We start from the raw sequence: 25,333 nt of genomic DNA, 5'->3' as shown, positions 1-25,333 counted from the left end.
TAAACCTACGTTGATGATGAACATGAGCATTACTGACAACCTGAAAATTGCCGGTCAATACTGTCTGCCCAAGCACGCCCTCTCCCGTCTGATCGGCAAGTTTGCCGCCGCCGAAGCGGGCAACATCACCACCAAAGTGATCGAGGCTTTTATCAAGCAGTACAAGGTCGACATGAGCGAGGCGCTGCACGAGAGCCCGGCCCACTACAAGAGCTTCAACGAGTTCTTCACCCGCGAGCTCAAGCCCGGTATCCGCCCCGTGGTAGAAGATGCCCTGACCCTGGCGCTGCCGGTGGATGGTACCGTCAGCCAGCTCGGTCCGATCCAGCAGGGTCGCATCATCCAGGCCAAGGGCCACGACTACAGCGCTCGCGAGCTGCTGGGCGGCTATGAGGATCTGGTTGCGCCGTTCAAGGATGGCGACTTCGCCACCATCTATCTGGCGCCCAAGGATTACCACCGCATCCACATGCCGCTGGACGGCGTGCTGGAGAGCATGGTGTTCGTGCCGGGGGATCTCTTCTCTGTCAACCCGCTCACCGCCGAGAACGTGCCGAACCTGTTTGCCCGCAACGAGCGTGTGGTCGCCACCTTCCGCACTCCGCACGGCCCCATGGCGCTGGTGCTGGTCGGTGCCACTATCGTGGCCAGCATCGAGACCATCTGGGCCGGCAACATTGCGCCGACCAAAGAGAAGAAGGTGGTGCGCTGGGACTACACCGGCGACGAAGCCATTACCTTGCAGAAAGGCGCCGAAATGGGCCTGTTCAAGCTGGGCAGCACCGTGGTCTGCCTGTTTGGCCCGGGCATGCTGGCCGGTTTCGAACCTCACTTGGCCAACGGGGTCACCACCCGCATGGGTCAGCCCTTTGCCAAGCTGGCGGAGCAGGCATGAGCGAGCAACCGAACGCCTCGCAGAAAAACAACCCGCTGCACGGGCTGACGCTGGAAGCCATCGTCACCGCACTGGTCGAGCACTATGGCTGGGAAGCGCTGGGGCAGCAGATCAATATCCGCTGCTTCACCGATAATCCCAGCATCAAGTCCAGCCTGAAGTTCTTGCGCAAGACCCCCTGGGCTAGGGAGAAGGTCGAAAGCCTCTACCTCTACGTCCAGCGCAAGCAAGCCAAATCGAAGAAGGAAGGGCAAGATGGCCTTTAAGATTACGTACACCTATAAAAAACAGGCCAAAGAGATCGGCTACGCGAACGACAAGTTCCGCAGCATCTACGACGCCATCGCCGCTGCCGAAGGGCTGGATCTCACCAGTTTTCACGCCATGGAGGCCCAGCTGGCTCAGGTATGTCGCCGTGACAAGAAAAGCGTGAAGGATTACCAGGAGAACTACTTCAAGGAGCTGGGATTCTCCAACATCGTCATCGAACGGGATCTTCAGGAGTAACCATGCGCACATTGACTCTGATGGCCGCCTCTCTGCTGCTGGCGGCATGCAGTACACCGGAACAACATCTGGTGGGCGGCGATCGCGACAGCCACGGCTGTATCGGCAGTGCGGGCTATCAGTGGTCAGCGCTGACTGGCAAATGTGTGCGCCTGTTCGAGCAGGGCATCCGGCTCAATCCGACCGATGCCAGCCAGACCAGCAGCGCCTTCGTGCTGTTCAATGCCGACCAGACGCAGGCCGAATTGCATCTGCCAAGCGGCGAGCAGCACCTGCTGACCCGTCAAGGTGCGGAGGGCAACTGGTCGTGGCAGGGTAGCGGCTACACCCTCTTTATCTGGAAGGGTTATGTGCTCAAGCACGGTGACAAGGCGATCTATCACGGGGAATAACCCGAGCGCCTGATATCTTCCCGATATCCACCAAATAAAATGCCGACCCAAGAGTCGGCATTTTTGTATCTGACACAACAGGTTATCAGGAACGGCTGAGGTAATCGGCCTGCCCTACCCACTTGTAGCTGGTAAGCTCGGTGAGCCCCATGGGGCCACGGGCGTGCAGCATCTGGGTCGAGACCGCCACTTCAGCGCCCAGACCAAACTGGCCGCCATCGGTGAAACGGGTGGAGGCGTTGACATAGACAGCCGCCGAGCCGGCTCCGTTGACGAAACGCTCGGCGTTGGCCAGATCGTTGGTCAGGATGGCATCGGAGTGGCCGGCGTTGTGCTCGCGCATATGGGCCAGCGCTTCGTTGACGTCTGCCACCAACTTGACCCCCAGGGTCAGCCCGAGCCACTCGGTATCGAAATCCTCCGGCCCAGCCTCGCACAGGTTGTCGGCACCCGCCAGCAGCGCTATGGCGTTGGGCGCGGCCACCAGCGTCACCTTGCGCTCGTTTATCAGCGTCACCAGTTGCGGCAGGAAGGTGGCTGCCACCTTCTCGTGTACCAGCAGGGTATCGAGGGCATTGCAGGCGGAGGGGCGTTGCACCTTGGCGTTGTCGATGACCGCCAGAGAGCGCACCAGATCGGCGCTCTCGTCGACGAAGATGTGGCTGATGCCAAAGCCGCCGATGATGACCGGAATGGAGCTGTTCTCCTTGCACATCTTGTGCAGGCCAGCACCGCCACGGGGGATGATCATGTCCACATAGCGGTCGAGACGCAGCAACTCGCCGACCAGCGCCCGATCCGGGTTGTCGATGTACTGTACTGCCGCCTCGGGCAGACCGGAGGCCGCCAAGGCATGCTGAATTACCCGCACCAGCTCCAGATTGGAGTGGAAGGTCTCGCGCCCGCCACGCAATATGCTGGCGTTGCCGGTCTTGAGGCAGAGGCTGGCGATGTCGATGGTGACGTTGGGGCGCGCCTCGTAGATGACGCCGATAACCCCGATGGGCACCCGACGACGGGAGAGCCGCAGGCCATTCTCCAGCACCCGACTATCCATTTCGGCGCCGACCGGATCGTCCAGCGTGATCACCTTGCGCACATCTGCCACGATACCGGCCAGCCGGGCCGGATTGAGCAGCAGGCGATCCAGCATCGCTTCTGACAAGCCCGCCTCACGGCCAGCCGCAATATCCTTGTCATTGGCAGCAAGGATCTGCTCACTGCGCGCCTCAAGCTCATCGGCGATGGCGGCCAGCGCCCGATTCTTCTGCGCAGTGCTGATGGTAGCCAGCTGATAGGCGGCTTCACGGGCCGCCTGCCCCATTTTCTCCAGACTCATCTCGGTTCCCTTTGTTCATGCTGTGCCGCCCTGATTAGAGCAGCACCATATCGTCTCGATGGATGGCTACTGAACCATATCCATAGCCCAGTACCTGCTCAATCTGATCCGAGTGGACGCCACGCAACTTCTCCAGCTCCAGATGGTCGTAACGGCAGATGCCGCGCGCCAACTCGGCGCCTTTGGGATCAAGAATGCGCACCACATCGCCTCGAATAAAGTCGCCCTTGACCGCCACAATCCCCTTGGGCAGCAGGCTGGAGCCTTTCTCCTTCATAGCGGCCACTGCGCCCTGATCCACATGCACTTCGCCGTGAGGGGGCGGGCCTGCCAGGATCCAGCTCTTGCGCCCTTCCAGCGGGGACGCCAGCGCCGGGAACAGGGTGCCAATACGCTCGCCCTTGGCGAGACGGCCGATCACCTCCGGCATCTGGCCGGTCGCGATCACCACGTTGACACCAGCGCGGCGCGCCACATCGGCGGCTTGCAGCTTGGTAGCCATGCCGCCGGTGCCAAGGCCGCTGACACTGTCACCCGCCAGCGAGCGCAGGGTATCGTCGATGGTCTGCACCTCTTCAATGAGCTGGGCATCGGGATTGGTGCGCGGATCGGCGGTAAAGAGCCCCTTCTGGTCAGTCAGCAGGATCAGCAGATCCGCATCCGCCAGAATGGCGGCCCGTGCGGAGAGGTTGTCGTTGTCGCCCACCTTGATCTCGGCGATCGCCACCGCATCGTTTTCGTTGATCACCGGAATAATGCGGTGATCGAGCAGGGTTCGCATGGTGTCGCGGGCGTTGAGGTAGCGCTCCCGATCTTCCAGATCAGCGCGGGTCAGCAGCATCTGGCCGATATGCAGACCGTAGAGGTTGAACAGATCCTGCCATACCCGAATCAGCTGGGTCTGACCAACCGCCGCCAGCATCTGCTTGTTGGGCAGGGTTGGCGCCAGTGGCGGGTGACCCAGATGTTCACGCCCGGCGGCGATAGCTCCTGATGTGACGACCACGACCCGATGGCCGTGACGGTGCAAGGCCGCACACTGTCTGACCAGCTCGACCATATGGGCACGATTGAGCTGGGAAGACCCCCCTGTGAGCACGCTGGTGCCCAACTTGACGACTATGGTTCTGTTTTCCATGGGAGCATAAAGGCTAAAAAGTAAGGAATATCTTTATACCCACGGCCATGGAGCCCTGCAAGGCAATTAACGCCGGGGTGAGGAGATGAAGCCAAGGCCCGGATGATTATGGTCGGAAGGGGAGATGGCTGACTGATGGCCCGGCAAACAGCGGGATGTTGCTCGCCGGGCATCAGGGATCAAGCAGCGGTCACGGTCAACTCATTGGTGACCTGATCCGCTGGCGCTAACTGACACTCCAGAGCCGTCAGTTTGTCGCTGATGAGCTTGTAGAAACGGTTGAGGGTCCGCTCCACTTCTACCTGGTGCTTCTTGGGGATCGGCTTGTCCAGCCACTCACCATCAGCATTGTAGAAACCGAGCTGATAGTGGTAACGGAAATGGTGATCGTCCTGCTCCAGCACCAGCCACCAGCCCCAGAACTCCCGTTTGTCCGGCGCCGGCTTGGCGCTGACACAGACCGACAGGCAGTCGAAACGATAACGCCCCTCTTCGCAGAGATCTTCGCGCAAATAGGGGCCAATGGCAGCAAACTGTCTCAGCAGTCGCTTGTAGGTCACTCTTTCAGACATGTTAACCTCCCTGTTAAACAAGCCGCGCCACCTCGGGATGGCGTCAGTTCTTTAGCGCAATGTCAGGTACACAAATGCTGTTTCAGCCACTCGACGATTTCGTCCAGTGCCTTGTCATACACCTCCAGCAAAGGCTGTTTGTCGAATACGATGGCCTTGCCGTTACGACTGGCCGCCGCCAATGCCCGTACATCCTGCTCGGGACAAATAAAATCTCGCTTGTGTCCAATACTCAATATCGGCACTGAGGTGCGAGTCCCCAGTAATCCTTGTGTTTTAAGTGAAAATACCTGGCACTTGGTACGCATGCCATCCCACTGCGCCGCATCCGCCCCCAACCGGTTGGCCAGACTATCCCGCATCATGCGCGGGCATTTGGCAAACAGCTCCTGATTGGTAAACACCTGATTGACACCGGCGCCGACACAGACCACGGTGCGCAGCTTGAAGGGTTCGATAAAGGCCAGTCTGGCTGCGATATTGCCCGCCAGACGCATCCCCACCATGGCGATACGCTGATGATCGACCCAGGCCACTTCGGAGAGGTAATGGAGCACCGCCTGATGGAGACGGCTGGTATCTTGCACCAGCGGCCAATGCTCGGCATAGCCGACCCCGGGCATATCGAGGGAGAGCATGCCGATACCGTTGGGCTCGAGCCGTTTGAGATAGAAGTTGAGGAAATCGAGCTGCAGGGAGTCGATCCCGCCGCTGATGATCACCAGCGGCACCGGTTTTTCGGTCGTCGGCAGGTGGAGATAACCCTGAATATGCTTGCCGCGAAAAGGCACCTGGATCTCTTTGAGCGGCACCTTGAACAGGCGACCCGCCTCGCGATAGGCCATGTTACCGAGCAGCTGGGCCTGATCCGCCAGCTCGTCATCCTTGAGATGGGGATAGCTGGCGATGGAGTAGTAGCGCACCGCCTTGAGCAGCTGCTTCAGGGCGCCAGAAGTATCCCCCTTCTCGCGCAGTTCGCGGCCCTGCTTGAAATAGTTGCCAGCCACCTGGCTCCATTCGTAGATCCAGTTGCCGGGCACATAGCCCTTGATGGTATCGAGATAGCAGTCATGGGTGCGCTCGCCGGTCGCCATGGCGATACGGGCCAGGGTCTGCTCCACTTCGATGGGGTCTGCCCCCTGCCAAGTCCAGGAGGGGCGACGCAGCAGGCGATACCAGCTCTTTGACATGGATCCGTCGATAAACATCTCGTCTGACTCGGCTTGCGCCAGATCAGCCGCACTGGAGTTGGAGATCTCGGATGTTTCCAATACCTTCTTGACGCGGGTAAAGAGCTGTTCGGTCAGGTTTAGGTCTTCGTTCAAGTCCAAGATAGTGTCCCATTCATATCAGGCAATAGCTCATCTTAACCACTTTTACTGCCCATCAGCCACCCTGCAACAGATTGATACACAAAAAAACAGGGCTCCAAATTGGAGCCCTGTGAAACCATTATTGCCGGTCGCGACCAATGGACGCAGCGAGCGTCACATCCCGATCCCGTTACTTTTCGTCGCAGATCGGTGTGGCGAACTCCAGTGCCATATCCCACGGCTGTTCAATCCAGGTATCCTGCGGGATCGCCACTTCGAAATCGTCCAGCAGCGCTTCGCCCATCGGCTTGGCAAAGATCGCGATGAACTTGGCTTTCGGATAGAGCTCGCGGATCGCCTTGGCGGTGGTGCCGGTGTCCACCAGATCTTCCACCACCAGCCAGCCTTCGCCGTCACCGGCGGTGGTGGCAGCCTTCACGACCACCAGCTCGCGCTGGCTGTCATGGTCATAGCTGGAGATGCAGAGAGTTTCCACATTACGAATGCCAAGTTCACGGGCCATCAGGGCTGCGGGCACCAGGCCACCACGGCTGACCGCGATGATACCTTTCCACTGGCTGACAGGCAGCTGACGACGGGCCAGACGGCGAGCTTCACGTTGCAGGTTGTCCCACGACACATAGAACTTTTTCGGCATGTTATCGATCTCGAATAGTTATTTAAAAACAATCACTTAAAATAACAACATCCGCAATTATCCCTGCGGATGCCAGTAAATGGCGGCCCTTGCCCGACTGAATTCAGATTGCACTTCGGCTGCCTCAGGGCTAAGCCTCGGCAGCAAATCTGATAACAATGGAAGCAAGATGGGCTTATCCGGCGATCGGTTAGATGATGTGTCCAAACCGCGGACAGGCTGTTGGGCCGGTATGATAGCACCGTTTGCAGGGAAAATGCCTGGCAAACGTATGCCAAAAACAGGAAAAACCGGCATCACCCTCTCCATTCGGCACATCTAGAGCGCCAAACGACTAACCTGCCGTTCCTGCTGCCGAGTCCTAATGGGCTGTGCGGCAAATCGCAGATAAAAAAATAGCAGGGGGAGGATTTACCTCACGCACCTGCTGCTTTCTCGCCTCTGCCTGGTTGGGCAGCTCGTCTTAGCGACGAGTGACGAAGGGGTTAGGGTAGCTGAAACCCTGGGTATACAAAGAGGGGGCAAACCAATAGGTTGAGTTGCTGCCTGGCATATTGAAACTCCTGATTGCTTAACAAGTTACGTACCTTTAATGCGGGCTCAAATCCTTGAACGAACACTCGGTTCCATGGAGGCGCACTTGCTTTGCTTCGGTTCCCTGGAGGCTTTCATCGTCATCCTGACGGGTGGCGAACCACGGGAGCTAATTTACCAGTCGGTGCGTTAAATTCAATATTTTTGTGAGATCGGTCACACATTTTCTTTTCTATCGGTCAGCGTCGTCCGAACCTGACGATCGTACTGCCTGGTTGCCATCAGCCAGCACAAGCTGCCTGCGATTTGCGCTGATTGCTCACATTTTTGTGTGATTGACTGTATTATCGTTATCCTCTTCCCCGGCCCGCTGATGGGGCCCTGTTAATTCCGTGCTGGTAAGGAGTCCCGACGTGGCACAGCTTAGCTCTCTCTCTCCCAAACTGATTTGGCATTTCTTCGAACAGATCTGCTCCATCCCCCACCCTTCCAAACATGAAGCCAAACTGAGCGCCTGGATCATCCAATGGGCTCAAGGGGAAGGTCTGGCGGTCAAGCAGGACAAGGTCGGCAACATCATCATCAAGAAACCGGCCACCCCGGGGATGGAAAATCGCAAAGCCGTGGTACTGCAAGCCCACATCGACATGGTGCCGCAGGCCAACGCCGACACCAAACACGACTTCGCGACCGATCCCATCGATGCCTATGTCGATGGCGAGTGGGTCACTGCCCGTGGCACCACCCTGGGTGCCGACAACGGCATCGGCATGGCCGGTTGCCTGGCTGTGCTGGCTGACAAGACCATCAAGCACGGTCCGCTGGAAGTGCTGCTGACCACCGACGAAGAGACCGGCATGACCGGCGCATTCGGTCTGGAAGCGGGCTGGCTGGAGGGCGAAATTCTGCTCAACACCGACTCCGAAGAGGATGGCGAAGTCTATATGGGCTGCGCTGGCGGTGTGGATGCCAATATCCGCTTCCCGCTCGAGCTGGTTGACGCCAGCGAAGGCGAAGCGTTCGAGCTGGCCGTGAAAGGGCTGCGTGGCGGCCACTCCGGTTGCGATATCCATCGCGGCCGTGGCAACGCCAACAAGCTGCTGGTACGTCTGCTCAAAGCAGCCGAGCCGCTGGGTGTTCGTCTGGCCGAGATCCACGGCGGCACTCTGCGCAACGCCATCCCGCGCGAAGCCCGTGCCACCCTGCTGGTGCCCGCTGCCAGCGTGAACGAGTTCAAGGCGCTGGTTGACCGCTACACCGGGATCTACCAGACCGAACTGGCCGCCACCGAGCCGAACCTGACCGTGCTGGTCAACAACGCCGCCAAACCGGCCAAGTTGATGAGCGTCTCCCTGCAGCAGCGCCTGCTGGATGCCCTGATGGCCTGCCCGAACGGCGTGATGCGCATGAGCGATGCCATGCCCGGCGTGACCGAAACCTCTACCAACCTGGGGGTCATCAAGACTCAGGATGGCGAAGTGTACGTCCAGTGCCTGATCCGCTCCCTGATTGACTCCGGCCGCGAGAGCATCGAGCAGATGACCCGCTCCCTGTTCACCTTGGCAGGCGCCAGCTGCGAATTCACCGGTGCCTACCCGGGTTGGGCGCCGAACGTGGACTCCCCCGTCATGGCGCTGGTACGCAACAGCTACCAGACCCTGTTCGGCACCATGCCCAACGTCATGGTGATCCACGCCGGCCTCGAGTGCGGTCTGTTCAAGAGCGCCTATCCGGAGTGGGACATGGTCTCCTTCGGCCCGACCATCCGCGGTGCCCACTCCCCTGACGAGAAGGTACATATCCCGGCGGTCGAACGTTTCTGGCAACTGCTGGTGCACGTACTGGAAGCGATTCCAGCCAACTAATCCAGCCTACGCCACACGGCAAAACAAAGCCCCGCACTGCTGCGGGGCTTTTTATTGTCTGTTCCAACCTGACGTTGGCGCTTACCGGATGCCGCGGGCCTCGCGGATCCACTCCCAGGCTTGCTGGATCTCCTGGGTCTTCTCCTTGGCCATCTCCATCATCTCCGGCGGCAGCCCTTTGGCAGCCAGCTTGTCCGGGTGATGTTTGCTCATCTCCTTGCGGTAGGCGCGCTTGATATCCTGATCGCTGTCGCTCTCGCTCACACCCAGCAGCTGGTAGGCATTCTTGAGGCGATCCGCAGAGGGTGCCGCCTGCCGATACTGCTGACCACCGGAATGGCCCCCCTGATACTGGCCATGAGCCTGATTGAAGAAGTTCATCTGCGCCTCGGCCATTGCCAGAATGCGAGCCAGCTCGATGCGGCTGAAACCCAGCTCGTCGGCAATGGTGTGCAGAATGGCGCGCTCGCCCTCCTCTACCCGACCATCTGCAAAGGCCGCCTGCAGTTGTACCTCGAGGAAGAAGCGCAGAATATCGCGCTGCCCCAGACTGGCACGGCGGAACTCGGCCAGGGTTTCGCGCAGCGGGAAGTCGGCCTCTTTACCGAGACGAAACGACTCCTGCGCCCGGGCACGCTGTTCACCCGCCAGCCGCATCCGATCCATCAGGTTGGAGGCAACCCGGATCTCCTGCTCGGTCACCTGACCGCTTGACTTGGCGATGTGACCCATCACCGAGAAAGTGGCATGGAAGAAGACGGCTTGCTGCTCCTGACTCGGGCCGCGACGAAACGCCCCCTGCAGCCCCATGCCACGGTCGAAACGGTGGCCAATCCAGAGGCCAATCAGGGCGCCGATGATATTGCCGAGCAGAAAACCGAAGAAGGCGCCCAGCACCTTACCCCAAATACGCATGGTTCAAGACCTCTTGAAGTTAATGAGTGCGGGCCTGGAGCTGGTCATCCAGCTCGCGCAGACGGTCGACCGTGCCGATATCGCGCCACTCGCCAGCGAGCAGGCTGCCGCCCACCCGCCCTTGTGCCATCCAGTCACGGAGCAGGGGCGCCAGTTTGCGGGCGCCGCCCGCGAGACCGGCAAAGGCCGCCGGATCATATAGTCCGACCCCGCTGAAGGTAAACGCCGGCGTATCCATGACTCGCCCCCCTTGCAGGGCAAAGTCCCCGCTCGGGTGCTGGGGCGGATTGGGTACCAACCAAAGGTGGGCCAGATCATCGCCAAGGGGCTGGCTGACCAGAGTGTGATAATCGAGATCGAGCCAGGTATCGCCGTTGATCACCAGAAAAGGGTCTGCGCCCAGCAGCGGCAGCGCCTGCACTATGCCGCCCGCGGTCTCCAGTGCGCTCTCCTCGGCTGACCAGTGGATGGTCACGCCAAGCGCACTGCCATCACCCAGGCTCTCGACCAGCTTGTGGCCGAGCCAGGCGTGGTTGATGACCAACTCGGTCACGCCAGCGGCTTTGAACTTTTCGATATGGTGGACGATAAGCGGTTTGCCCCCCACCGCCAGCAACGGCTTGGGCAGCAGGTCGGTCAGCGGGCGCATCCGCTCGCCACGGCCAGCGGCCAGGAGCATCGCCTTCATGATTTAACTCCAGCATTGGCGATCCCCGGCAACACCACCTGCTCCAGCCACTGACCAAAACGGGCCAATACCGGATAGGCACCACCATGAGTGCGACAGACATCCACCACGTAGCCGAGGGTACGGGGAATATCCTTGAGATAGCCGGACTTGCCGTCGCGATGATAGAGCCGGGTAAAGATTCCGGCCGCTTTGAGGTGGCGCTGCATGCCGGTCAGGTCGGCATCACGACGGAAACTGGCATAATCGAGCTCGCCAAGCAGACCCGCCTGTTGCAGGGTGGCAAAGCCGTGGCGCATCCCTTCATCGATCACCTCGTCAGGCCAGCGTACGTAGCAATCTTTAAGCAAGGAGACCAAGTCATAGGTAAGCGGCCCGATGACCATATCCTGAAAATCGATGATGGCGAGTTCGCTGCTATCAGGAGTGTCACCGCCGCACACCATCAGGTTGCGACTGTGGAAGTCACGGTGCATGACCCCTTGCGGCTGAGCCAGATTGCAGGCGGTGAGGCAGGCAAAGGTCTCGTCCAGCAGTTGCTGCTCTTCATGGCTCAGGGTCAGCTGCAGATGATGACCCAGCAGCCACTCGGGGAAAATGCTGTTCTCCCGCGCCATAAAAGCCGCATCGAAGGGTTCAAGCGCCAGTTCAACCGCCCCCAGGCGGGGCAGCAAATCAATCGCCTTGCCATACCAGGCCAGCACATTGTGCTCGTTCAGGCAGCTGATCAGCTGGGTATCACCCAGGTCACTGACCGCCAGCAGACCCTGCTCATAGTCCACCGCCTTCACCTCTGGCGCCAACAGCTGACGCGCCTGCAAGGCGGCCGCGTTACGAACAAACTCATGATTTTTTTCGGTTTTCGGATTGGCATCCACCCACACCAGACCACCACCGCGATAGTAGCGGCGGAAGCTGGCATCACCGGAAATGAGGGTCAACTGAAGAGTGGCATCACCGGAAATACGGCGTGCCCACTGCAATAGCAGGGAATCGCGATCGTGCATAAGTAGAGGACCAAGGTGGAAAGCAGCACTTGGCTGTTAGCCCTGGCCGCAATAATGCTTTATCATTGCCGGCTAACATAAAGCAATGACATGCAATGTCAACTCGATGAAACCTGTCGTAAAATGCATGCCTTGGATCAACCGTATCTATCACGGATTGCACGAGTCTTTCACATGACAAAATGGACACTGGGGTACCGCTATCCCATCGCCCTGACTATCAGCCTGGCCCCCGCACTCACCCCTATGATGGTGCAGGCGGCCCCGTTCGAAGCGCCGCCAGCCACCGGCATTCTCGATAGTCTCTGCTATGACTATGTTCCCAAGATAGAGAAGCCTGCATCGGATCAGGATGCCAACGCACAGCCGGTCGAGGTTGATGCTGACCGTCTCGAGGCCAAACAGGGCGGCACCGCCGTCTATGAAGGTGACGTCAAGGTTCGTCAGGGTGTTCGCAAGTTTGACTCCGACTATGCCCAGCTCGACCAGAAGAGCCGGGATGTCATCGCCATCGGCAACATCTATTACAACGACGGTCAGGTGACCGTCACCAGCGACAAGACCCTCAAATCCAACCTGGATACCAAGAACTCCGAACTGGAAGAGGGCAAGTATCAGGTGCATGGCTCACCGGTGCGCGGCTTTGCCAAGCGCGTGGTGATGACCAACAACAACCAGAACATCACCATGGAGGGGGCCCAGTACACCACCTGCCCCCCCGGTCAGGAAGTGTGGACCCTCAAGGCGGGCAGCATCGACATCGACCAGAAAGAGGTGTTCGGCGAAGCCTGGAATGCCAGTCTCTGGCTTTACGACTATCCGGTGTTCTACTTCCCCTATATCAACTTCCCCATCAAGGATGAGCGGAAGACCGGTCTGCTCTACCCGGGCTACAAGCAGAGCTCCAGCAACGGCATGGATATCACCCAGCCCTTCTACTGGAACATAGCTCCCAACTACGATGCCACCATCACCTCCCGTTTTATGGACAAACGCGGCCTGATGGAACAGGTGGAGTTCCGCTACATGCCGGACCCCGCCCACACCGGCACCCTCTATTTTGAAAATCTGGCCGATGACAAGCAGTACAGCCCGAGCAATCCGAGTCTAGCTGGCCTGTCCGATGGACATCGCTACCTGATGAACGTCCGCCACGGTTCCGCCCTGATGGATGGCAGCCTGCGTTTTGGTATCGACTACACCCAGGTGCGCGACAAGGATTACAACTACTTCAACGACTTCAGCCCGCAAGTGGGCACTCAGGTCGACAGCCAGTTACAGCAATCCTTTACCGCCGGCTACTACCAGCCCAACTGGAACCTCACCTCCGAGGTGCGCCGCTACCAGATCCTGAGCCCATATGCGCTGCTGCCCCACGAGATGCTGCCGCGTATCGACTACAACTACTATCAGCAAGGCAAGTGGTTCGATCTGGCCTGGAACAGTGAACTAACCAAGTTTGGCTATGACAGTGGCAGTGCCGCCACTCTGCAAGCAGGTGAGCGCTATACCGCCACCCGCCTGCATCTGGCGCCAACCCTGACCGTGCCCCTGGTGGATGCACCGGGTTACTACCTGACCAGTCAGTACAAGCTGATGTTTACCTCCTACAACCAGGAGGTACCCGATAATCTGGTTAGCCAAGACCGCAACCGCTTCACCGATGCAGACAGCAAACAGCTGACCCTAAAAGAGGGCACCATTACCCGTACTCTGCCCTCCTTCCGCCTCAAGGGGGGCGTCAACTTCGATCGGCCGCTCGACTGGTATGATGGCAAGGGCACCCAAACCCTGGAACCCGAGTTCCAGTACCTCTATATCCCTTACAAAAATCAGGACGAGATCGGGATCTACGACTCCACCACCACCCGTCAGGACTACTACAGCCTGTTCAGTGACCGCCGCTTTGCCGGTCTCGACCGCATCAGCGATGCCAATCGGGTCACCGTTGGCCTGACCAGCCGGGTCTATGACAATGTGGGTGATGAACGGTTGCGTCTGGCGGTGGCCCAGGCCTTTGAGATGACGCCACCCAAGGTGCGCCTCTACCCTTCAAATCCGGAAAGCACCAACGCCCGCTCCCTGCTCTCGTTCGAGGGTGATGCCCGGATCACCGATGAGTGGTTTGCCCATGCGGGGACCCAGTACGATACCTCCGAGGGTGAATTTACGGCTGGCAACGGTGCAGTCGAGTACCGGACCGGCAAGCTGACCACTCAGGTCAACTACCGCTACATCAAGGATGGCAACCTGGACTATCGCTATCCGACCAACACGGCGCTGGCAGAAGATCTGAGCCAGGCGGGCCTGGTGATGATGGCGCCGATCGCCGATCAGTGGCAGATGTATGGCGGTTACTACCGTGACATCAAGCAGGATGTGAACATTGACCGCAAGATCGGTGTCAAATACGACTCCTGCTGCTGGAGCATCAACATGAGCCTGGAGTGGCACAATCAGCCGGACAACGTCACCCTGAAGCCCACTTCGGAAAAAGTCATTGGTCTGCAGTTTGAAATGAAGGGACTTGGCAGCGTGGGTACCGGTGGCCGCAGCGTCACCCTGGATACCGAGCTGCTGCCCTATGTTCGCCCGTTTAATCTGAAAGGCCAGCAATGATGCTGGCCCAGCCTTGAGAGATGGATATGAAAAAGACCCTGATTGCCCTGCTGACCGCGGGAATGTTCGGTGCCATGAGCCAGGCCGCACTGGCTGCGCCCGAGCTGATGGACAAGGTGCTGGCCGTGGTCAACAAGGACGTGGTGCTGTCCAGCCAACAGGACGTACTGGTCAACAAGGTAAAACTCTCCGCTCAGGAGAGCGGCCAGTCCCTGCCTGATGACGCTACCCTGCGCAAACAGGCGCTGGATCGCCTGATCCAGGAGAGCCTGCAGCTGCAACTGGCGGAGCGCCAGGGGCTGAAGATTAGCGATACCCAGCTGGAACAGGCTATTCAGGGCATCGCTGCCGACAACAAGATGACCCTGGATCAGCTGCGGGCCCAACTCGCCCGTGAAGGGATGACCTATGCCCAGTATCGGGAAGAGGTTCGCCGCGAGATCCTGATGAACGAGGTGCGCCGCAATCAGGTGCGCCGCCGTATCAACATCTCCGAGCAGGAGGTGAAGCAGGTGGTGGAGATCCTGAAGAAACAGGGTCAACAGCAGAACGAATACCACGTCGGCCATATCCAGATTGCCCTGCCGGACAACCCCACTGCCGCCCAGCTGGATGCCGCCAAGAGCAAGATCGAGCGCATTCTGGCTGCCCTCAAGCAAGGTGCCGACTTCCGCAAACTGGCCATTGCCGAGAGTAACGGTCCCAAGGCGCTGGAAGGGGGCGACTGGGGCTGGATGAGCCCGCAAGAGATGCCGACCCTGATGGCGGAAGCGGTACAGGGTGCCAAGAAGGGCGACATCGTCGGCCCGCTGCGCTCCGGCGCCGGCCTGCACATCGTCAAGGTGTTCGACACCAAGGGTCAGCAGCAAGTGATGCAGACCGAGGTGAAAGCCCGCCATATCCTGATCAAGCCGTCCATTATCCTGAGCGAAGAGAAAGCCAAGGGGATGCTGGATGGCATTCTGCACGACATCAAGAGCGGCAAGGCAAGCTTCGCCAGCATGGCGGAGAAGTACTCCGAAGATCCGGGCTCTGCGGTGCAGGGTGGCGAACTGGGCTGGTCTGATCCCAACGTCTATGTCCCCGAGTTCCGCGACATGGTCAACCGTCTGCAACCGGGCCAGATCAGTGCCCCGTTCCGTACCAGCCACGGCTGGCACATAGTGCAGGTGGAAGATCGCCGCAGCCAGGATGCGACCGACAAGGCTCAGGAGCAGCGCGCCTACCAGCTGATCTACAATCGCCGCTTCGTGGAAGAGTCCCAGGCGTGGCTGGATGAGCTGCGTGACGAGGCCTACATCCAGATCGAAGGAGCCGGTAGCTGATGAGCTGCCGTCGCCTTGCCGTTACCCCGGGCGAACCGGCCGGGATCGGCCCGGATCTGGTGCTGCAGATTGCCCGGCAGGATTGGCCCCACCAGTTGGTGGTGATCGCCGATCCGGCGCTGCTGCGCGAGCGGGCAACCCTGCTTGGGCTGCCCATCGAGCTTGAGCCCTACGATGCCGCCGCCCCTGCTCATCCGCAGCGGGCGGGCACCCTGACCGTCTGTCCGGTCACCCTCGGCACCCCCGTGGTGCCGGGCGAGCTGAACGAAGGCAATGGCGCCTATGTGTTGGCAACCCTGCAGCGCGCCTGTGATGGCAACATGAGCGGCGAATTTGCCGCCGTGGTGACCGGGCCGGTGCACAAGGGGATCATCAACCAGGCCGGGGTCTCGTTCAGCGGCCACACCGAGTTCTTTGCCCAGCAATCCAACACCGCCGATGTGGTGATGATGCTGGCCACCGAGGGGCTGCGGGTCGCACTGGCGACAACCCATATTCCGCTGGCCTATGTAGCGATGGCCATCACCGAGGATCGCCTCGGCAAGGTGATCCGGATCCTAAATGAGGATCTCGCCACCAAGTTTGGCATCGCCAAACCCCGTATTTACGTCTGCGGCCTCAACCCCCATGCGGGGGAAGGTGGCCATCTTGGACGTGAAGAGATTGACGTGATCGAACCCGCCCTGGCCACCCTGCGCCAGGAAGGGATCGATCTGGTCGGCCCATTGCCGGCCGACACCCTGTTCCAGGAGAAATACCTCAAGGATGCGGATGCGGTACTCGCCATGTACCACGACCAGGGGCTGCCTGTGCTCAAATACAAGGGCTTCGGCAGTTCGGTCAATATCACCCTGGGGCTTCCCTTCATCCGCACTTCGGTGGATCACGGCACCGCGCTGGATCTGGCAGGCAAGGGCCTGGCCGATCCGGGCAGCCTTGTCACCGCGATTAACCACGCCATCAAGATGGTAGAGAAAAAAAGATATGAGCAGTAAGGTGCACATGGGCCACACGGCCCGTAAGCGTTTCGGTCAGAACTTCTTGCACGACCGGTATGTGATCGATCAAATCGTCGCCGCCATCAACCCGCAGCCGGGTCAGAATCTGGTGGAGATCGGTCCGGGTCTGGCCGCGCTGACCGAGCCGGTTGCCGCCCAGATGGACAAAATGACCGTGGTCGAGCTTGACCGGGACCTGGCTGCGCGCCTGCGCGAGCACCCGACCCTCAAAGACAAGCTGACCGTCATCGAAGCGGATGCCATGCGTTTCGACTTCGGCACCCTGATGGGTGAAGGCAAGGGGCCGCTGCGGATCTTCGGCAACCTGCCCTACAACATCTCCACCCCGCTCATCTTCCACCTGTGCGAGTTCGCAGATCGGGTCGAAGACATGCACTTCATGCTGCAAAAGGAAGTGGTGTTGCGTCTGGCAGCAGGCCCGGGCAGCAAGGCTTATGGCCGCCTGAGCGTGATGACCCAGTACTACTGCCAGGTGGTGCCTGTGCTGGAAGTGGGCCCGGGTGCCTTCAAACCGGCGCCAAAGGTGGACTCTGCCGTGGTTCGCCTGATCCCGCACAAGAATCCGACCATAGTCGCAAAAGACATTCGCTGTCTGAATCGCGTCTGTACCGAAGGCTTTGGCCAGCGTCGCAAGACCATCCGCAACAGTTTCTCCAACTTCATCACCGACGCCCAGCTGACCGAGCTTGGTATCGATGGCAACCTGCGCCCGGAGAATCTCTCCCTCGAGCAGTTTGTCATGATCGCCAACTGGCTGGCGGATCAGCAACAGGCCTGATCCTGTGGCACTCCCGCACATCGAGATCCGCCCATACCCCGTGTATGTGGCGGGCTCCAAAGACCCTTACCAGTTTCACTATCTGATCGAGATTGAGAATCTGGGGCCCGGCCCGGTGCAACTTCTGCATCGGCGCTGGCTCATCACCGATGCCAATGGCAAGATGCTGGAAGTGGCAGGCCCGGGCGTGGTCGGGGAACAACCCGTCATTGCCGAAGGTGAGACCTACCGCTACCAGAGCGGCGTGCCGCTGGCGACCCCGCTTGGGGTGATGGAAGGGAGCTATACCCTGCAAGATGGCTCTGGTCAGCAGTTTGAGGCGCCCATCGCCCCCTTCACGCTGGCTATCCCCAATATTATCAACTGAGGTTTCATGGCGAACTGTTTTGTCGGTGACATCCAGGGCTGTTACGACGACTTGCGCCGTCTGCTGGATCTTGCCGCGTTCGATCCCGACCAAGACGTGCTCTGGCTCTGCGGCGATCTGGTCGCCCGCGGCCCGGACTCCCTCAATACCCTGCGTTTTGTCAAAGGGCTGGGCAACCGCGCCGTCACCGTGCTCGGTAACCACGACCTGCACCTGCTGGCTGTCGCCGATGGCGTTGCACCGCTCAAGAAGAAAGACAAGCTGCAAAGCCTGATGGATGCCCCGGATCGGGATGAACTGCTGGAGTGGCTGCGCCACCGCCCGCTACTGGCCGAACATCCGGATCTCCCCATCATGATGGTGCATGCCGGGATCTCCCCCGCATGGGATGTCCGCACCGCGCGCAACTGCGCCCGCGAGGTAGAGAGCCTGCTGCGCGGTGACCAGTACAGCTGGCTGCTGCACAACATGTACGGCGACCAGCCCGATGGCTGGAAAGATGATCTGGTCGGGATCGACCGCTACCGCTACATCATCAACACCTTCACCCGGATGCGCTTCTGCTATTTCGACGGTCGTCTCGACTTCAAATGCAAGAAGGGGCCCAAGGAGTCGACCCCGGGGCTGCGTCCCTGGTTCGAACAGCGCGAACACCACGTGGATGACCCCATTCTGGTGTTCGGCCACTGGGCGGCCCTGATGGGCAACACCGGCAAGAGCGATATCAAGGCGCTCGATACCGGCTGCGTCTGGGGCAACAGCCTCACCCTGTGGCGCTACGAGGATGATGCCCTGATCACCACCCCCTGCCCGGTTCACGCCAGCTAGAAAGTGCGCAGCAATCTGGCGGTCGCTGCCGCACGGATGGCCACAACCCGCTCCAATAACAAAGCCCGGCTGGTTGCCGGGCTTTCTGTTTTAGGTTCCCTGTTTTCCGGCGAATGAAGTTACAACTTGCGCCCCAGCCGCTTCTCGATCTGGCGCCGCTCCCACTCGGGGCCAAACAGCTTGAAGGGCTGAAACACCCGAACAGCATGGGAGGCAAGTCCCAGCCCCCAACCCAAGGTTGGCCACCATGCCCAGATGTACTCCGGATTGCTCAGGTAGTTGATGACAAACAGCCCGCAGATCACCACCACATAGCTGGCGACATGGTGATAGAAGCCCTTGAGCTCCTCCACATAGCGCATTGCCGCCCGCTCCTCTGCCGATACCTGCACCGCATCCTGCCCCATAGTGTCACTTCCTCCCATCTCGCGCTCCTGTTGCTCTGACCCATCCAGTTGAGCCACATCGAGTTCAAAGACTGCGGCCAGGGCCTTGAGAGATTCCAGTCCGGGTTGCTGCCCCTGCTCGATCCGCTGGATAGTGCGGACACTCAAACCAGTCAACGTTGCCAACTGATCCTGAGACCAACCCCGTTGCAATCGCAACTTCCTGACGATCATCTCGAACTCCTTGTGGTAATTGACAGGGCCAGCATAGGGCTTGCGCCGCGAAAGGTGACACGACAGATGGCTGACACACATCTGACAGTCCTTTAAAATCAGATGGTTAAGATTTTGATCTTGTCAGTCAGCCGCTCGTTCCCCCAGATATTGCACAAACCGTAACAGATAACCATCGGGATCCTGCAGCAAAAATTCGCGCTGCCCGGCCAGCATCTCGCCCACTGGATACCAGACCTCAGTGGGCTGCCGGAAAAGTGCAATCCCGGCAGCCTGCAAGCGGTCGAGTAGCGGCTGGATTTCGGTCAGCTCCATCTGCAGATTGATCCCCCGACCGAATGGTGGCTCCAGCGCCCCGACCTGCCAACCCGCCGGATGTAACTGCTCCAGCATCAGTTGTACCTGTTGCTGCTCAAGATAAGCAAAAGGAGGGTCATCGCGCCGATAGCGGACCGAGAAGCCCAACAAACCGGTATAGAAAACCAGAGATCGAGCCAGATCGGTAACCGACAGCTCCGGTACCATGGGATTCCAATACGGCCCATCCACCGCGACAGTAGGGTTCGTCATGGCTTACAGGCTCTGCATCAGCTCGGCGGCAATTTCAAAGGAGCGCAATCGGGCCTGATGATCGACGATGGGTCCATTGAACATCAGCTCATCGGCACGGGTTTCCGCCAGCAGCACCTTGAGGCCGTGACGAACCTGCTCAGGGTCGCCCACCAGAGATCGGGCCAGGGTCTGCTCCATCGCCATCAGCTCACGGGGCGCCCACTCATCGCCAAGCTGGACAACCGGCGCGGGCAGCTTGCCCGCATCACCGCGATGGAGACGCAAGAACTGCTGCTGCACGGTAGTGAATTGGAAACGGGCCTCCCGCTCGCTGTCGGCGGCGATCATGTTGATGCAGACCACCGCATGGGGCTTGGGCCAGCGAGCAGAGGGGCGATACTGGCTGCGGTAGATCTCCAGCGCCTGCAGCAACATGGCGGGAGCAAAATGGGAGGCAAACCCGAACGGCAAGCCCATCGCCGCTGCAAGTTGCGCGCTGTAGAGGCTGGAGCCCAGCAGCCAGATGGGTAGATGCAGCCCCTTGCCGGGCACCGCCTGCACTGCGCCAATATCGTCGCCAAAGTAGCTCATCAGCTCGCGCACATCGGCCGGAAAATCATCCACCTCGCCACTGCGCATTCGCCGCAGCGCCCGCATGGTGCGCTGATCGGTACCGGGGGCGCGGCCAAGGCCAAGGTCGATGCGGTCGGGATAGAGAGAAGCCAAGGTGCCAAACTGTTCGGCAATCACCAGCGGCGAGTGGTTCGGCAGCATGATGCCACCCGCCCCGATCCGCAGGGTGGTGGTGGCTTCGGCCAGATGGCCGATTAGCACCGAGGTGGCGGCACTGGCAATGCCCGGCATGTTGTGATGTTCGGCCAGCCAGTAGCGCTGGTAACCCCAACCCTCGGCATGGCGGGCAAGATCCCGTGAACGGCGAAACGACTCGGCAGGCACGGAACCTTCGGCAACAGGCACCAGATCGAGCACGGAATAGGGGATGGCAGACATGGGTCACTCCATTGATTTACACACCAGTAACAAGTGGGGCAATGTAGCACGGGATACCTGAATGAATCACTATCTCCTGCCACACTCAGCCTGCCAAGCGGCAGCAATCGAACGGAACAAATCTCAGGCAAGTATTGTTTGAACGCTCATCCTGCTGGCCGCGTAAGCCCGGGGGTGGATCATATTTTCTTACATTTGCGGGCTGGCCTGAGCGCCCCTGGCTGGTTATAACGGTGCCCCTATAGCGAAGGGGGAGCAATAGACTCCCCCTCACTCTTTGTCACACCACACTGTTCAGGTTATCTATGTCAAAACATCTCGTTCTGCTGGGCGCGCTGACGCTCTCCGGTTGCGCCCTGTTGTCTCCACCCGCCCCCACCGTCACCCCGGTGCACCTTGCCGATACCAGCCAGCGCGGCTTCTACATCGAGTGCAGCAGCATGAAAGCCTGCTTCCAGCAGGCCAACCAGACCTGCCCACAAGGTTACAAGGAGACCGACCGCCGCCAGCAGACGCTCTACAGCACCCAGTATCTGGGGGGAAGCTATGACGACGAGAAGAAGATCTACAAGGCAGCCAAGCCCTATCGCATCGCCAACACAATCCACTCGCTGACCATCCAGTGTCCGATCTGAGCATAACGTCACACTAACCCATACGGCGGCCGGCGCGGGATACCAAGAGTCCGGCCGGCACGCTCCCCCTTTTCATGTCCCACAGAGCACGCGCCTTTTATGTCACAGAGAATTGTCCTGCTGGGCAGTATATTGCTGTCCGGTTGCGCCCCCGCCACTGTCACTGAGCTCACCTCCGCAGATTCCTCGCTGCAACGATTCCAGATCAAGTGCAGTGCGCCGGATGATTGCCAGCAACAGGCAAGCTTGAGCTGTCCGCAGGGCTATCAGGAAACCGATCGCAGCCAGCACACCTTCACCAAGGTTCAGATGAGCATGGGGGGCACCGACCCGATGAGGGGATTTAGCCCGAGCTTCCCCCAGATCAGCACCTACACCATCCATACCCTGCTGGTGCAGTGTCCCCGCAAGCCGGCACAGCCCCACCCGCAGGGACACTGATGAGCAAGGGCCCGCAGGCCCTTCTCTCTTGTTACCCACACTCAGCCCACGGCGAATGACCCACACCTTGCAAGGCAGAACGTTTTGCGAATAACCCGCGTAATCCATCAAGCCCGGAGAAAAGAGGAAAAGCCATAAAAAAACGGTCAACCGAGGTTGACCGTTTTTCACTGCGCTGCGCCCTTAGAACAGCAGGTGTGCCACCCCGGCAATAACCGGCAAGGTAACCAGAGTGCGCAGCAGGAAGATAACGAACAACTCCCACAGCTTGACCGGGATCTTGCTGCCCAGCAGCAGGGCGCCCACTTCCGACATATAGATCAGCTGGGTCACCGACATGGCGGCAATCACGAAGCGGGTCATGTCGCTCTCGATGGTCGAGGCCAGCACCGCCGGAATGAACATGTCGGCAAAACCGACCATGATGGTCTTGGACGCCGCTTCCGCCTCAGGCAGTTGCAGCAGCTCCAGCAAGGGGACAAACGGGGCGCCAAGCCAGTTGAAGATAGGGGTATGTTCGGCCAGCATCAGGGCACAGGTACCGATCGCCATCACCACCGGCAGCACGCCAAACACCATATCCAGTGCATTCTTCACCCCTTCCCGCGCGACGGCGCCGAGATCAGTCATGCTGTCAGCCTTGGTCAGCGCACGCTCGAAACCATAGCTCATTACGCTGTGCTGGTGCGGCACTGCTTCCTGCTTGCGGCACAGGGGAGTGCCATCGGCATAGATGTCCTTCTTCCAGCAGAGCGGTGGCAGACGCGGCACCACGATGGCGGCAACCCCCCCCGCCAGACAGACGGTCAGGTAGAAGGGGACGAACATGTGCTCCAGCTTCACCTGGGAGATCACCACCAGACAGAAGGTGATGGAGACAGCAGAGAAAGTGGTGCCAATCACCGCGGCTTCACGCTGGGTATAGAACTTCCCTTCGTACTGCTTGCTGGTCAGCAGGATGCCGACGCTGCCATCGCCAAGCCAGGAGGCAAAGCAGTCCACAGCCGAACGACCCGGCAACCGGAACACCGGACGCATGATGCGGGTCATCATGGTGCCGACAAATTCCAGCAGCCCGAAATCGAGCAGCAACGGCAGCAGCAGGCCGGCAAAAATGAAGACTGAAAACAGCACCGGCAGCAGATCGTTGAGCACCAGTCCACCGGTTGCGCCGGAGTAAAGCACTTCTGGCCCCACCTGGAAAAAGGTCAGCAGCACGAAGATACCGCCCAATACCCGCACGCAGGCCCAGAAAGGGGAGACATTGAACAAACTGTTGAGGAAAGGACGACGCACCAGAATCGCTGGCTTGAACAGCCAGGCAATCACCGTCATCAGCATGGTGGTGGTGATCACCGCACTGACCATGGCGACCAGATAATCGGCAAAAACGCGCTGTACCAGCTTGGCCAGCACGGCCACCGGGATGGTGACGTTACCGTCATAGACGACCGGCGTCATGAACAGCAGGATCCCGATAAGTGACGGAACCAGAAACATCAACAAATTACGGCGAGTATTGACCGCAGGTGCTTCGAGACTCTTTTCCAACATGATATGACTGCCCTAATGTTACTTTTCCCTAGCCCGGCAAACCTGCGTATTCATGCATTAACCGGCAAAACGGGCGCAAGAATACTCTAAAAAAATGCACAAACAAGCCCTTAAGGCAGAAATCTGCGCATAAATATTTCCACAGGTAAACCTTCCATTAAAACAATAAGATACAGCGGCGCATATCGATTCAATCGACATCGCCAGATGATTGTTTCGTTATTGTTAATTTTGGTGGGCAGTATAATCGGTTATCAGTGGCAGGCAATAAGTGACATCACAAATATACCTAATGAGTTGCTGCTCGATAGACATAAAAAAAACCGGAGCCTGTTCAGGCTCCGGTTTTCAATGAGAGTGACGGGGATCAGTCACGGACGTAGATGACTTCAACGCCATCATCTTCGTCGTCATCCCAATCGTCATCATCAAGCCCTTCATCGAAGGCAAGAGAGGCAGCCAGTGCTTCAGCTTCAGCCTTGGCCAGCTGGTTCTTGTGGTAGTCATCCCACTTGAACTCCACCTTCTCGATGGCGTCTTTGGCATCTTCCGCCAGCTGACGGGGCATGGTATCCAGCAGATCCAGAATGTCGTAGCAGACCTTCTTGGTGCCTTCCTTGTTGATGGCAGTGATGGCATAGACCGGACCTTCGTGGTTCAGGGCCGCCTTGACGCGATCCATCACCTCCTGGGCTTCTTCTTCCAGGATCAGATCCATCTTGTTAAACACCAACCAGCGCGGCTTGCCAGCCAGTTCCGGGCTGTACTTCTCCAGCTCCTTGACGATGGTCACGGCATTTTCAGCAGGATCGGAGCCATCAACCGGGCAGATATCCACCAGGTGGATCAGCACGCGGCAACGCTCGAGGTGTTTCAGGAAGCGGATACCCAGACCTGCGCCTTCGGCAGCACCTTCGATCAGACCAGGGATATCGGCGATCACGAAGGAGCGGGAGTTTTCACCACGCACCACACCCAGGTTCGGTACCAGGGTAGTGAAGGGGTAATCAGCCACTTTCGGGCGAGCCGCAGAAACGGCGCGAATAAAGGTAGACTTGCCTGCGTTGGGCAGACCCAGCATGCCGACATCGGCCAGCAGCAGCAGCTCCAGCTTCAGGGTACGCACTTCACCCGGAGTACCGTTACTCTTCTGGCGGGGAGCACGGTTGACGGAGCTCTTGAAGCGGGTGTTGCCCAGACCGTGGAAACCACCTTTGGCAACCAGCAGCTTCTGCTCGTGGTGGGTCAGATCCCCCAGCAGTTCACCGGTATCTTCATCGGTCGCTCGGGTACCGACCGGCACACGCAGGATCTTGTCCTTACCGCGGCGACCGGTACAGTTGGCGCTCTGGCCATTCTCACCGCGCTCGGCAGCATGGAAACGCTCGAAACGGTAGTCGATCAGGGTATTGAGGTTCTCGTCGGCGATCAGATATACGTCGCCACCGTCACCGCCGTCACCGCCGTCCGGACCACCGTTGGGAATATATTTTTCACGGCGAAAGCTTACACAACCGTTACCACCGTCACCGGCATCGACTCGAATCTGGACTTCATCAACAAACTTCATAGGTAACCGTCACCTTAATTCGAAAAACCGATACGCAATTATAGTGGTACAGACCCCTGCGGGCGATACGCATCTTGCCAATCATGCCCGTCAGAGCCAAAGTCAGCTGCGTTCCGTTTTTTCGTCAACGACATCAGAAAGACGTCAGAAAAACAAAAGCCCCGCCTGTTGGCGGGGCTTCGGATCCTTGC

Annotated in this window: 26 protein-coding genes; 13 read left to right on the top strand and 13 right to left on the bottom strand. The window is 59.2% G+C overall.

Translation table 11 applies throughout. The features are described 5' to 3' along the window. Nucleotides 1–22: 22 nt before the first annotated feature. The 4 genes from asd to AB5Y67_RS04445 are packed head-to-tail and all read left to right on the top strand — an operon-like array spanning nucleotide 23 to nucleotide 1,794. On the top strand, nucleotides 23–895 hold the full coding sequence (gene asd, locus AB5Y67_RS04460) for an archaetidylserine decarboxylase (protein ID WP_199427897.1): 873 nt from the start codon (nucleotides 23–25) through the stop codon (nucleotides 893–895). Then, on the top strand, nucleotides 892–1,161 hold the full coding sequence (locus tag AB5Y67_RS04455) for a VF530 family DNA-binding protein (RefSeq protein WP_040096191.1): 270 nt from the start codon (nucleotides 892–894) through the stop codon (nucleotides 1,159–1,161). Before asd ends, AB5Y67_RS04455 begins: the two co-directional genes overlap by 4 nt. Beyond that, on the top strand, nucleotides 1,151–1,402 hold the full coding sequence (locus AB5Y67_RS04450) for a DUF2960 domain-containing protein (protein ID WP_005338984.1): 252 nt from the start codon (nucleotides 1,151–1,153) through the stop codon (nucleotides 1,400–1,402). The genes AB5Y67_RS04455 and AB5Y67_RS04450 overlap by 11 nt, the downstream gene beginning before the upstream one ends. Before the next feature lie 2 nt (nucleotides 1,403–1,404). After that, nucleotides 1,405–1,794, top strand: coding sequence for a hypothetical protein (locus tag AB5Y67_RS04445; protein WP_199427898.1), 390 nt, complete (start codon nucleotides 1,405–1,407; stop codon nucleotides 1,792–1,794). A gap of 85 nt (nucleotides 1,795–1,879) precedes the next feature. Here the strand turns inward: AB5Y67_RS04445 and AB5Y67_RS04440 are convergent, their stop codons facing one another. The 5 genes from AB5Y67_RS04440 to gpt all read right to left on the bottom strand — a co-directional run bounded on the left by AB5Y67_RS04440 (nucleotide 1,880) and on the right by gpt (nucleotide 6,814). After that, nucleotides 1,880–3,133, bottom strand: a complete 1,254-nt coding sequence (locus AB5Y67_RS04440) for a glutamate-5-semialdehyde dehydrogenase (RefSeq protein WP_199427899.1) — start codon at nucleotides 3,131–3,133, stop codon at nucleotides 1,880–1,882. A 34-nt stretch (nucleotides 3,134–3,167) separates the two neighbouring features. Continuing rightward, nucleotides 3,168–4,271, bottom strand: coding sequence for a glutamate 5-kinase (gene proB / locus AB5Y67_RS04435; protein ID WP_199427900.1), 1,104 nt, complete (start codon nucleotides 4,269–4,271; stop codon nucleotides 3,168–3,170). A 179-nt stretch (nucleotides 4,272–4,450) separates the two neighbouring features. After that, a complete protein-coding gene (crl, locus tag AB5Y67_RS04430) occupies nucleotides 4,451–4,843 on the bottom strand; it encodes a sigma factor-binding protein Crl (protein ID WP_005339003.1) in 393 nt (130 codons plus the stop codon). A gap of 62 nt (nucleotides 4,844–4,905) precedes the next feature. Next, nucleotides 4,906–6,174, bottom strand: coding sequence for an esterase FrsA (gene frsA, locus AB5Y67_RS04425; protein ID WP_064338704.1), 1,269 nt, complete (start codon nucleotides 6,172–6,174; stop codon nucleotides 4,906–4,908). A 172-nt stretch (nucleotides 6,175–6,346) separates the two neighbouring features. Further along, nucleotides 6,347–6,814, bottom strand: coding sequence for a xanthine phosphoribosyltransferase (gpt, locus tag AB5Y67_RS04420; RefSeq protein WP_005339007.1), 468 nt, complete (start codon nucleotides 6,812–6,814; stop codon nucleotides 6,347–6,349). A 947-nt stretch (nucleotides 6,815–7,761) separates the two neighbouring features. Between gpt and AB5Y67_RS04415 the strand changes: the two genes are divergently transcribed. Continuing rightward, entirely contained in the window at nucleotides 7,762–9,213 is a 1,452-nt protein-coding gene (locus tag AB5Y67_RS04415; protein WP_325793956.1) for an aminoacyl-histidine dipeptidase, read from the top strand. Between the two features lie 81 nt (nucleotides 9,214–9,294). Here the strand turns inward: AB5Y67_RS04415 and djlA are convergent, their stop codons facing one another. Genes djlA through AB5Y67_RS04400 form a run of 3 tightly spaced genes read right to left on the bottom strand, consistent with a single transcriptional unit; the run spans nucleotide 9,295 to nucleotide 11,823 of the window. Continuing rightward, entirely contained in the window at nucleotides 9,295–10,128 is an 834-nt protein-coding gene (gene djlA, locus AB5Y67_RS04410) for a co-chaperone DjlA (RefSeq protein WP_005358354.1), read from the bottom strand. Between the two features lie 19 nt (nucleotides 10,129–10,147). Further along, a complete protein-coding gene (gene murU / locus AB5Y67_RS04405; protein WP_325793957.1) occupies nucleotides 10,148–10,816 on the bottom strand; it encodes an N-acetylmuramate alpha-1-phosphate uridylyltransferase MurU in 669 nt (222 codons plus the stop codon). Beyond that, on the bottom strand, nucleotides 10,813–11,823 hold the full coding sequence (locus AB5Y67_RS04400; protein WP_150390306.1) for an aminoglycoside phosphotransferase family protein: 1,011 nt from the start codon (nucleotides 11,821–11,823) through the stop codon (nucleotides 10,813–10,815). Before AB5Y67_RS04400 ends, murU begins: the two co-directional genes overlap by 4 nt. Before the next feature lie 174 nt (nucleotides 11,824–11,997). On the opposite strand from AB5Y67_RS04400, the gene lptD reads away from it, so the two are divergent. Genes lptD through AB5Y67_RS04370 form a run of 6 tightly spaced genes read left to right on the top strand, consistent with a single transcriptional unit; the run spans nucleotide 11,998 to nucleotide 18,759 of the window. Next, nucleotides 11,998–14,442 (top strand): LPS assembly protein LptD, encoded by a 2,445-nt coding sequence (gene lptD, locus AB5Y67_RS04395; RefSeq protein WP_150390305.1) that lies wholly within the window; start codon nucleotides 11,998–12,000, stop codon nucleotides 14,440–14,442. Between the two features lie 26 nt (nucleotides 14,443–14,468). Next, complete coding sequence (gene surA / locus AB5Y67_RS04390; protein ID WP_325793958.1) at nucleotides 14,469–15,767, top strand: peptidylprolyl isomerase SurA; 1,299 nt, start codon at nucleotides 14,469–14,471, stop codon at nucleotides 15,765–15,767. Beyond that, nucleotides 15,767–16,762, top strand: a complete 996-nt coding sequence (pdxA, locus tag AB5Y67_RS04385; RefSeq protein ID WP_040065076.1) for a 4-hydroxythreonine-4-phosphate dehydrogenase PdxA — start codon at nucleotides 15,767–15,769, stop codon at nucleotides 16,760–16,762. The genes surA and pdxA overlap by 1 nt, the downstream gene beginning before the upstream one ends. Next, nucleotides 16,752–17,564 carry a 16S rRNA (adenine(1518)-N(6)/adenine(1519)-N(6))-dimethyltransferase RsmA gene (gene rsmA / locus AB5Y67_RS04380; protein WP_005339016.1) on the top strand — a complete coding sequence of 271 codons (813 nt, stop codon included), beginning with the start codon at nucleotides 16,752–16,754 and terminating at the stop codon, nucleotides 17,562–17,564. Before pdxA ends, rsmA begins: the two co-directional genes overlap by 11 nt. Before the next feature lie 4 nt (nucleotides 17,565–17,568). Next, a complete protein-coding gene (gene apaG, locus AB5Y67_RS04375) occupies nucleotides 17,569–17,931 on the top strand; it encodes a Co2+/Mg2+ efflux protein ApaG (protein WP_031227971.1) in 363 nt (120 codons plus the stop codon). A gap of 6 nt (nucleotides 17,932–17,937) precedes the next feature. Then, nucleotides 17,938–18,759, top strand: a complete 822-nt coding sequence (locus AB5Y67_RS04370) for a symmetrical bis(5'-nucleosyl)-tetraphosphatase (protein ID WP_069555848.1) — start codon at nucleotides 17,938–17,940, stop codon at nucleotides 18,757–18,759. A gap of 119 nt (nucleotides 18,760–18,878) precedes the next feature. Here the strand turns inward: AB5Y67_RS04370 and AB5Y67_RS04365 are convergent, their stop codons facing one another. From AB5Y67_RS04365 to AB5Y67_RS04355, 3 genes are all read right to left on the bottom strand, one after another. After that, a complete protein-coding gene (locus tag AB5Y67_RS04365) occupies nucleotides 18,879–19,379 on the bottom strand; it encodes a 2TM domain-containing protein (protein WP_199427950.1) in 501 nt (166 codons plus the stop codon). A gap of 123 nt (nucleotides 19,380–19,502) precedes the next feature. After that, nucleotides 19,503–19,949: a VOC family protein gene (locus AB5Y67_RS04360; RefSeq protein ID WP_197724829.1), complete on the bottom strand. Its 447-nt coding sequence runs from the start codon at nucleotides 19,947–19,949 to the stop codon at nucleotides 19,503–19,505. 3 nt (nucleotides 19,950–19,952) lie between these two features. Beyond that, the gene (locus AB5Y67_RS04355; RefSeq protein WP_199427951.1) at nucleotides 19,953–20,942 is read right to left on the bottom strand and encodes a luciferase-like monooxygenase; all 990 of its coding nucleotides are present in this window, start codon (nucleotides 20,940–20,942) and stop codon (nucleotides 19,953–19,955) included. A gap of 305 nt (nucleotides 20,943–21,247) precedes the next feature. Between AB5Y67_RS04355 and AB5Y67_RS04350 the strand changes: the two genes are divergently transcribed. Then, nucleotides 21,248–21,577 (top strand): hypothetical protein, encoded by a 330-nt coding sequence (locus AB5Y67_RS04350; protein WP_199427952.1) that lies wholly within the window; start codon nucleotides 21,248–21,250, stop codon nucleotides 21,575–21,577. A gap of 99 nt (nucleotides 21,578–21,676) precedes the next feature. Next, complete coding sequence (locus AB5Y67_RS04345; protein WP_199427953.1) at nucleotides 21,677–22,018, top strand: hypothetical protein; 342 nt, start codon at nucleotides 21,677–21,679, stop codon at nucleotides 22,016–22,018. Nucleotides 22,019–22,201: 183 nt separating this feature from the next. Here the strand turns inward: AB5Y67_RS04345 and AB5Y67_RS04340 are convergent, their stop codons facing one another. Next, nucleotides 22,202–23,572: a YjiH family protein gene (locus AB5Y67_RS04340; protein ID WP_159143057.1), complete on the bottom strand. Its 1,371-nt coding sequence runs from the start codon at nucleotides 23,570–23,572 to the stop codon at nucleotides 22,202–22,204. A 367-nt stretch (nucleotides 23,573–23,939) separates the two neighbouring features. Then, nucleotides 23,940–25,142 (bottom strand): Obg family GTPase CgtA, encoded by a 1,203-nt coding sequence (gene cgtA, locus AB5Y67_RS04335; RefSeq protein WP_021231939.1) that lies wholly within the window; start codon nucleotides 25,140–25,142, stop codon nucleotides 23,940–23,942. Nucleotides 25,143–25,333 lie beyond the last annotated feature (191 nt).

The organism is Aeromonas sp. s12, from assembly GCF_040907925.1.
GTDB lineage: Bacteria > Pseudomonadota > Gammaproteobacteria > Enterobacterales > Aeromonadaceae > Aeromonas > Aeromonas veronii.
This window is presented reverse-complemented; position numbering and strand designations above follow the sequence as displayed.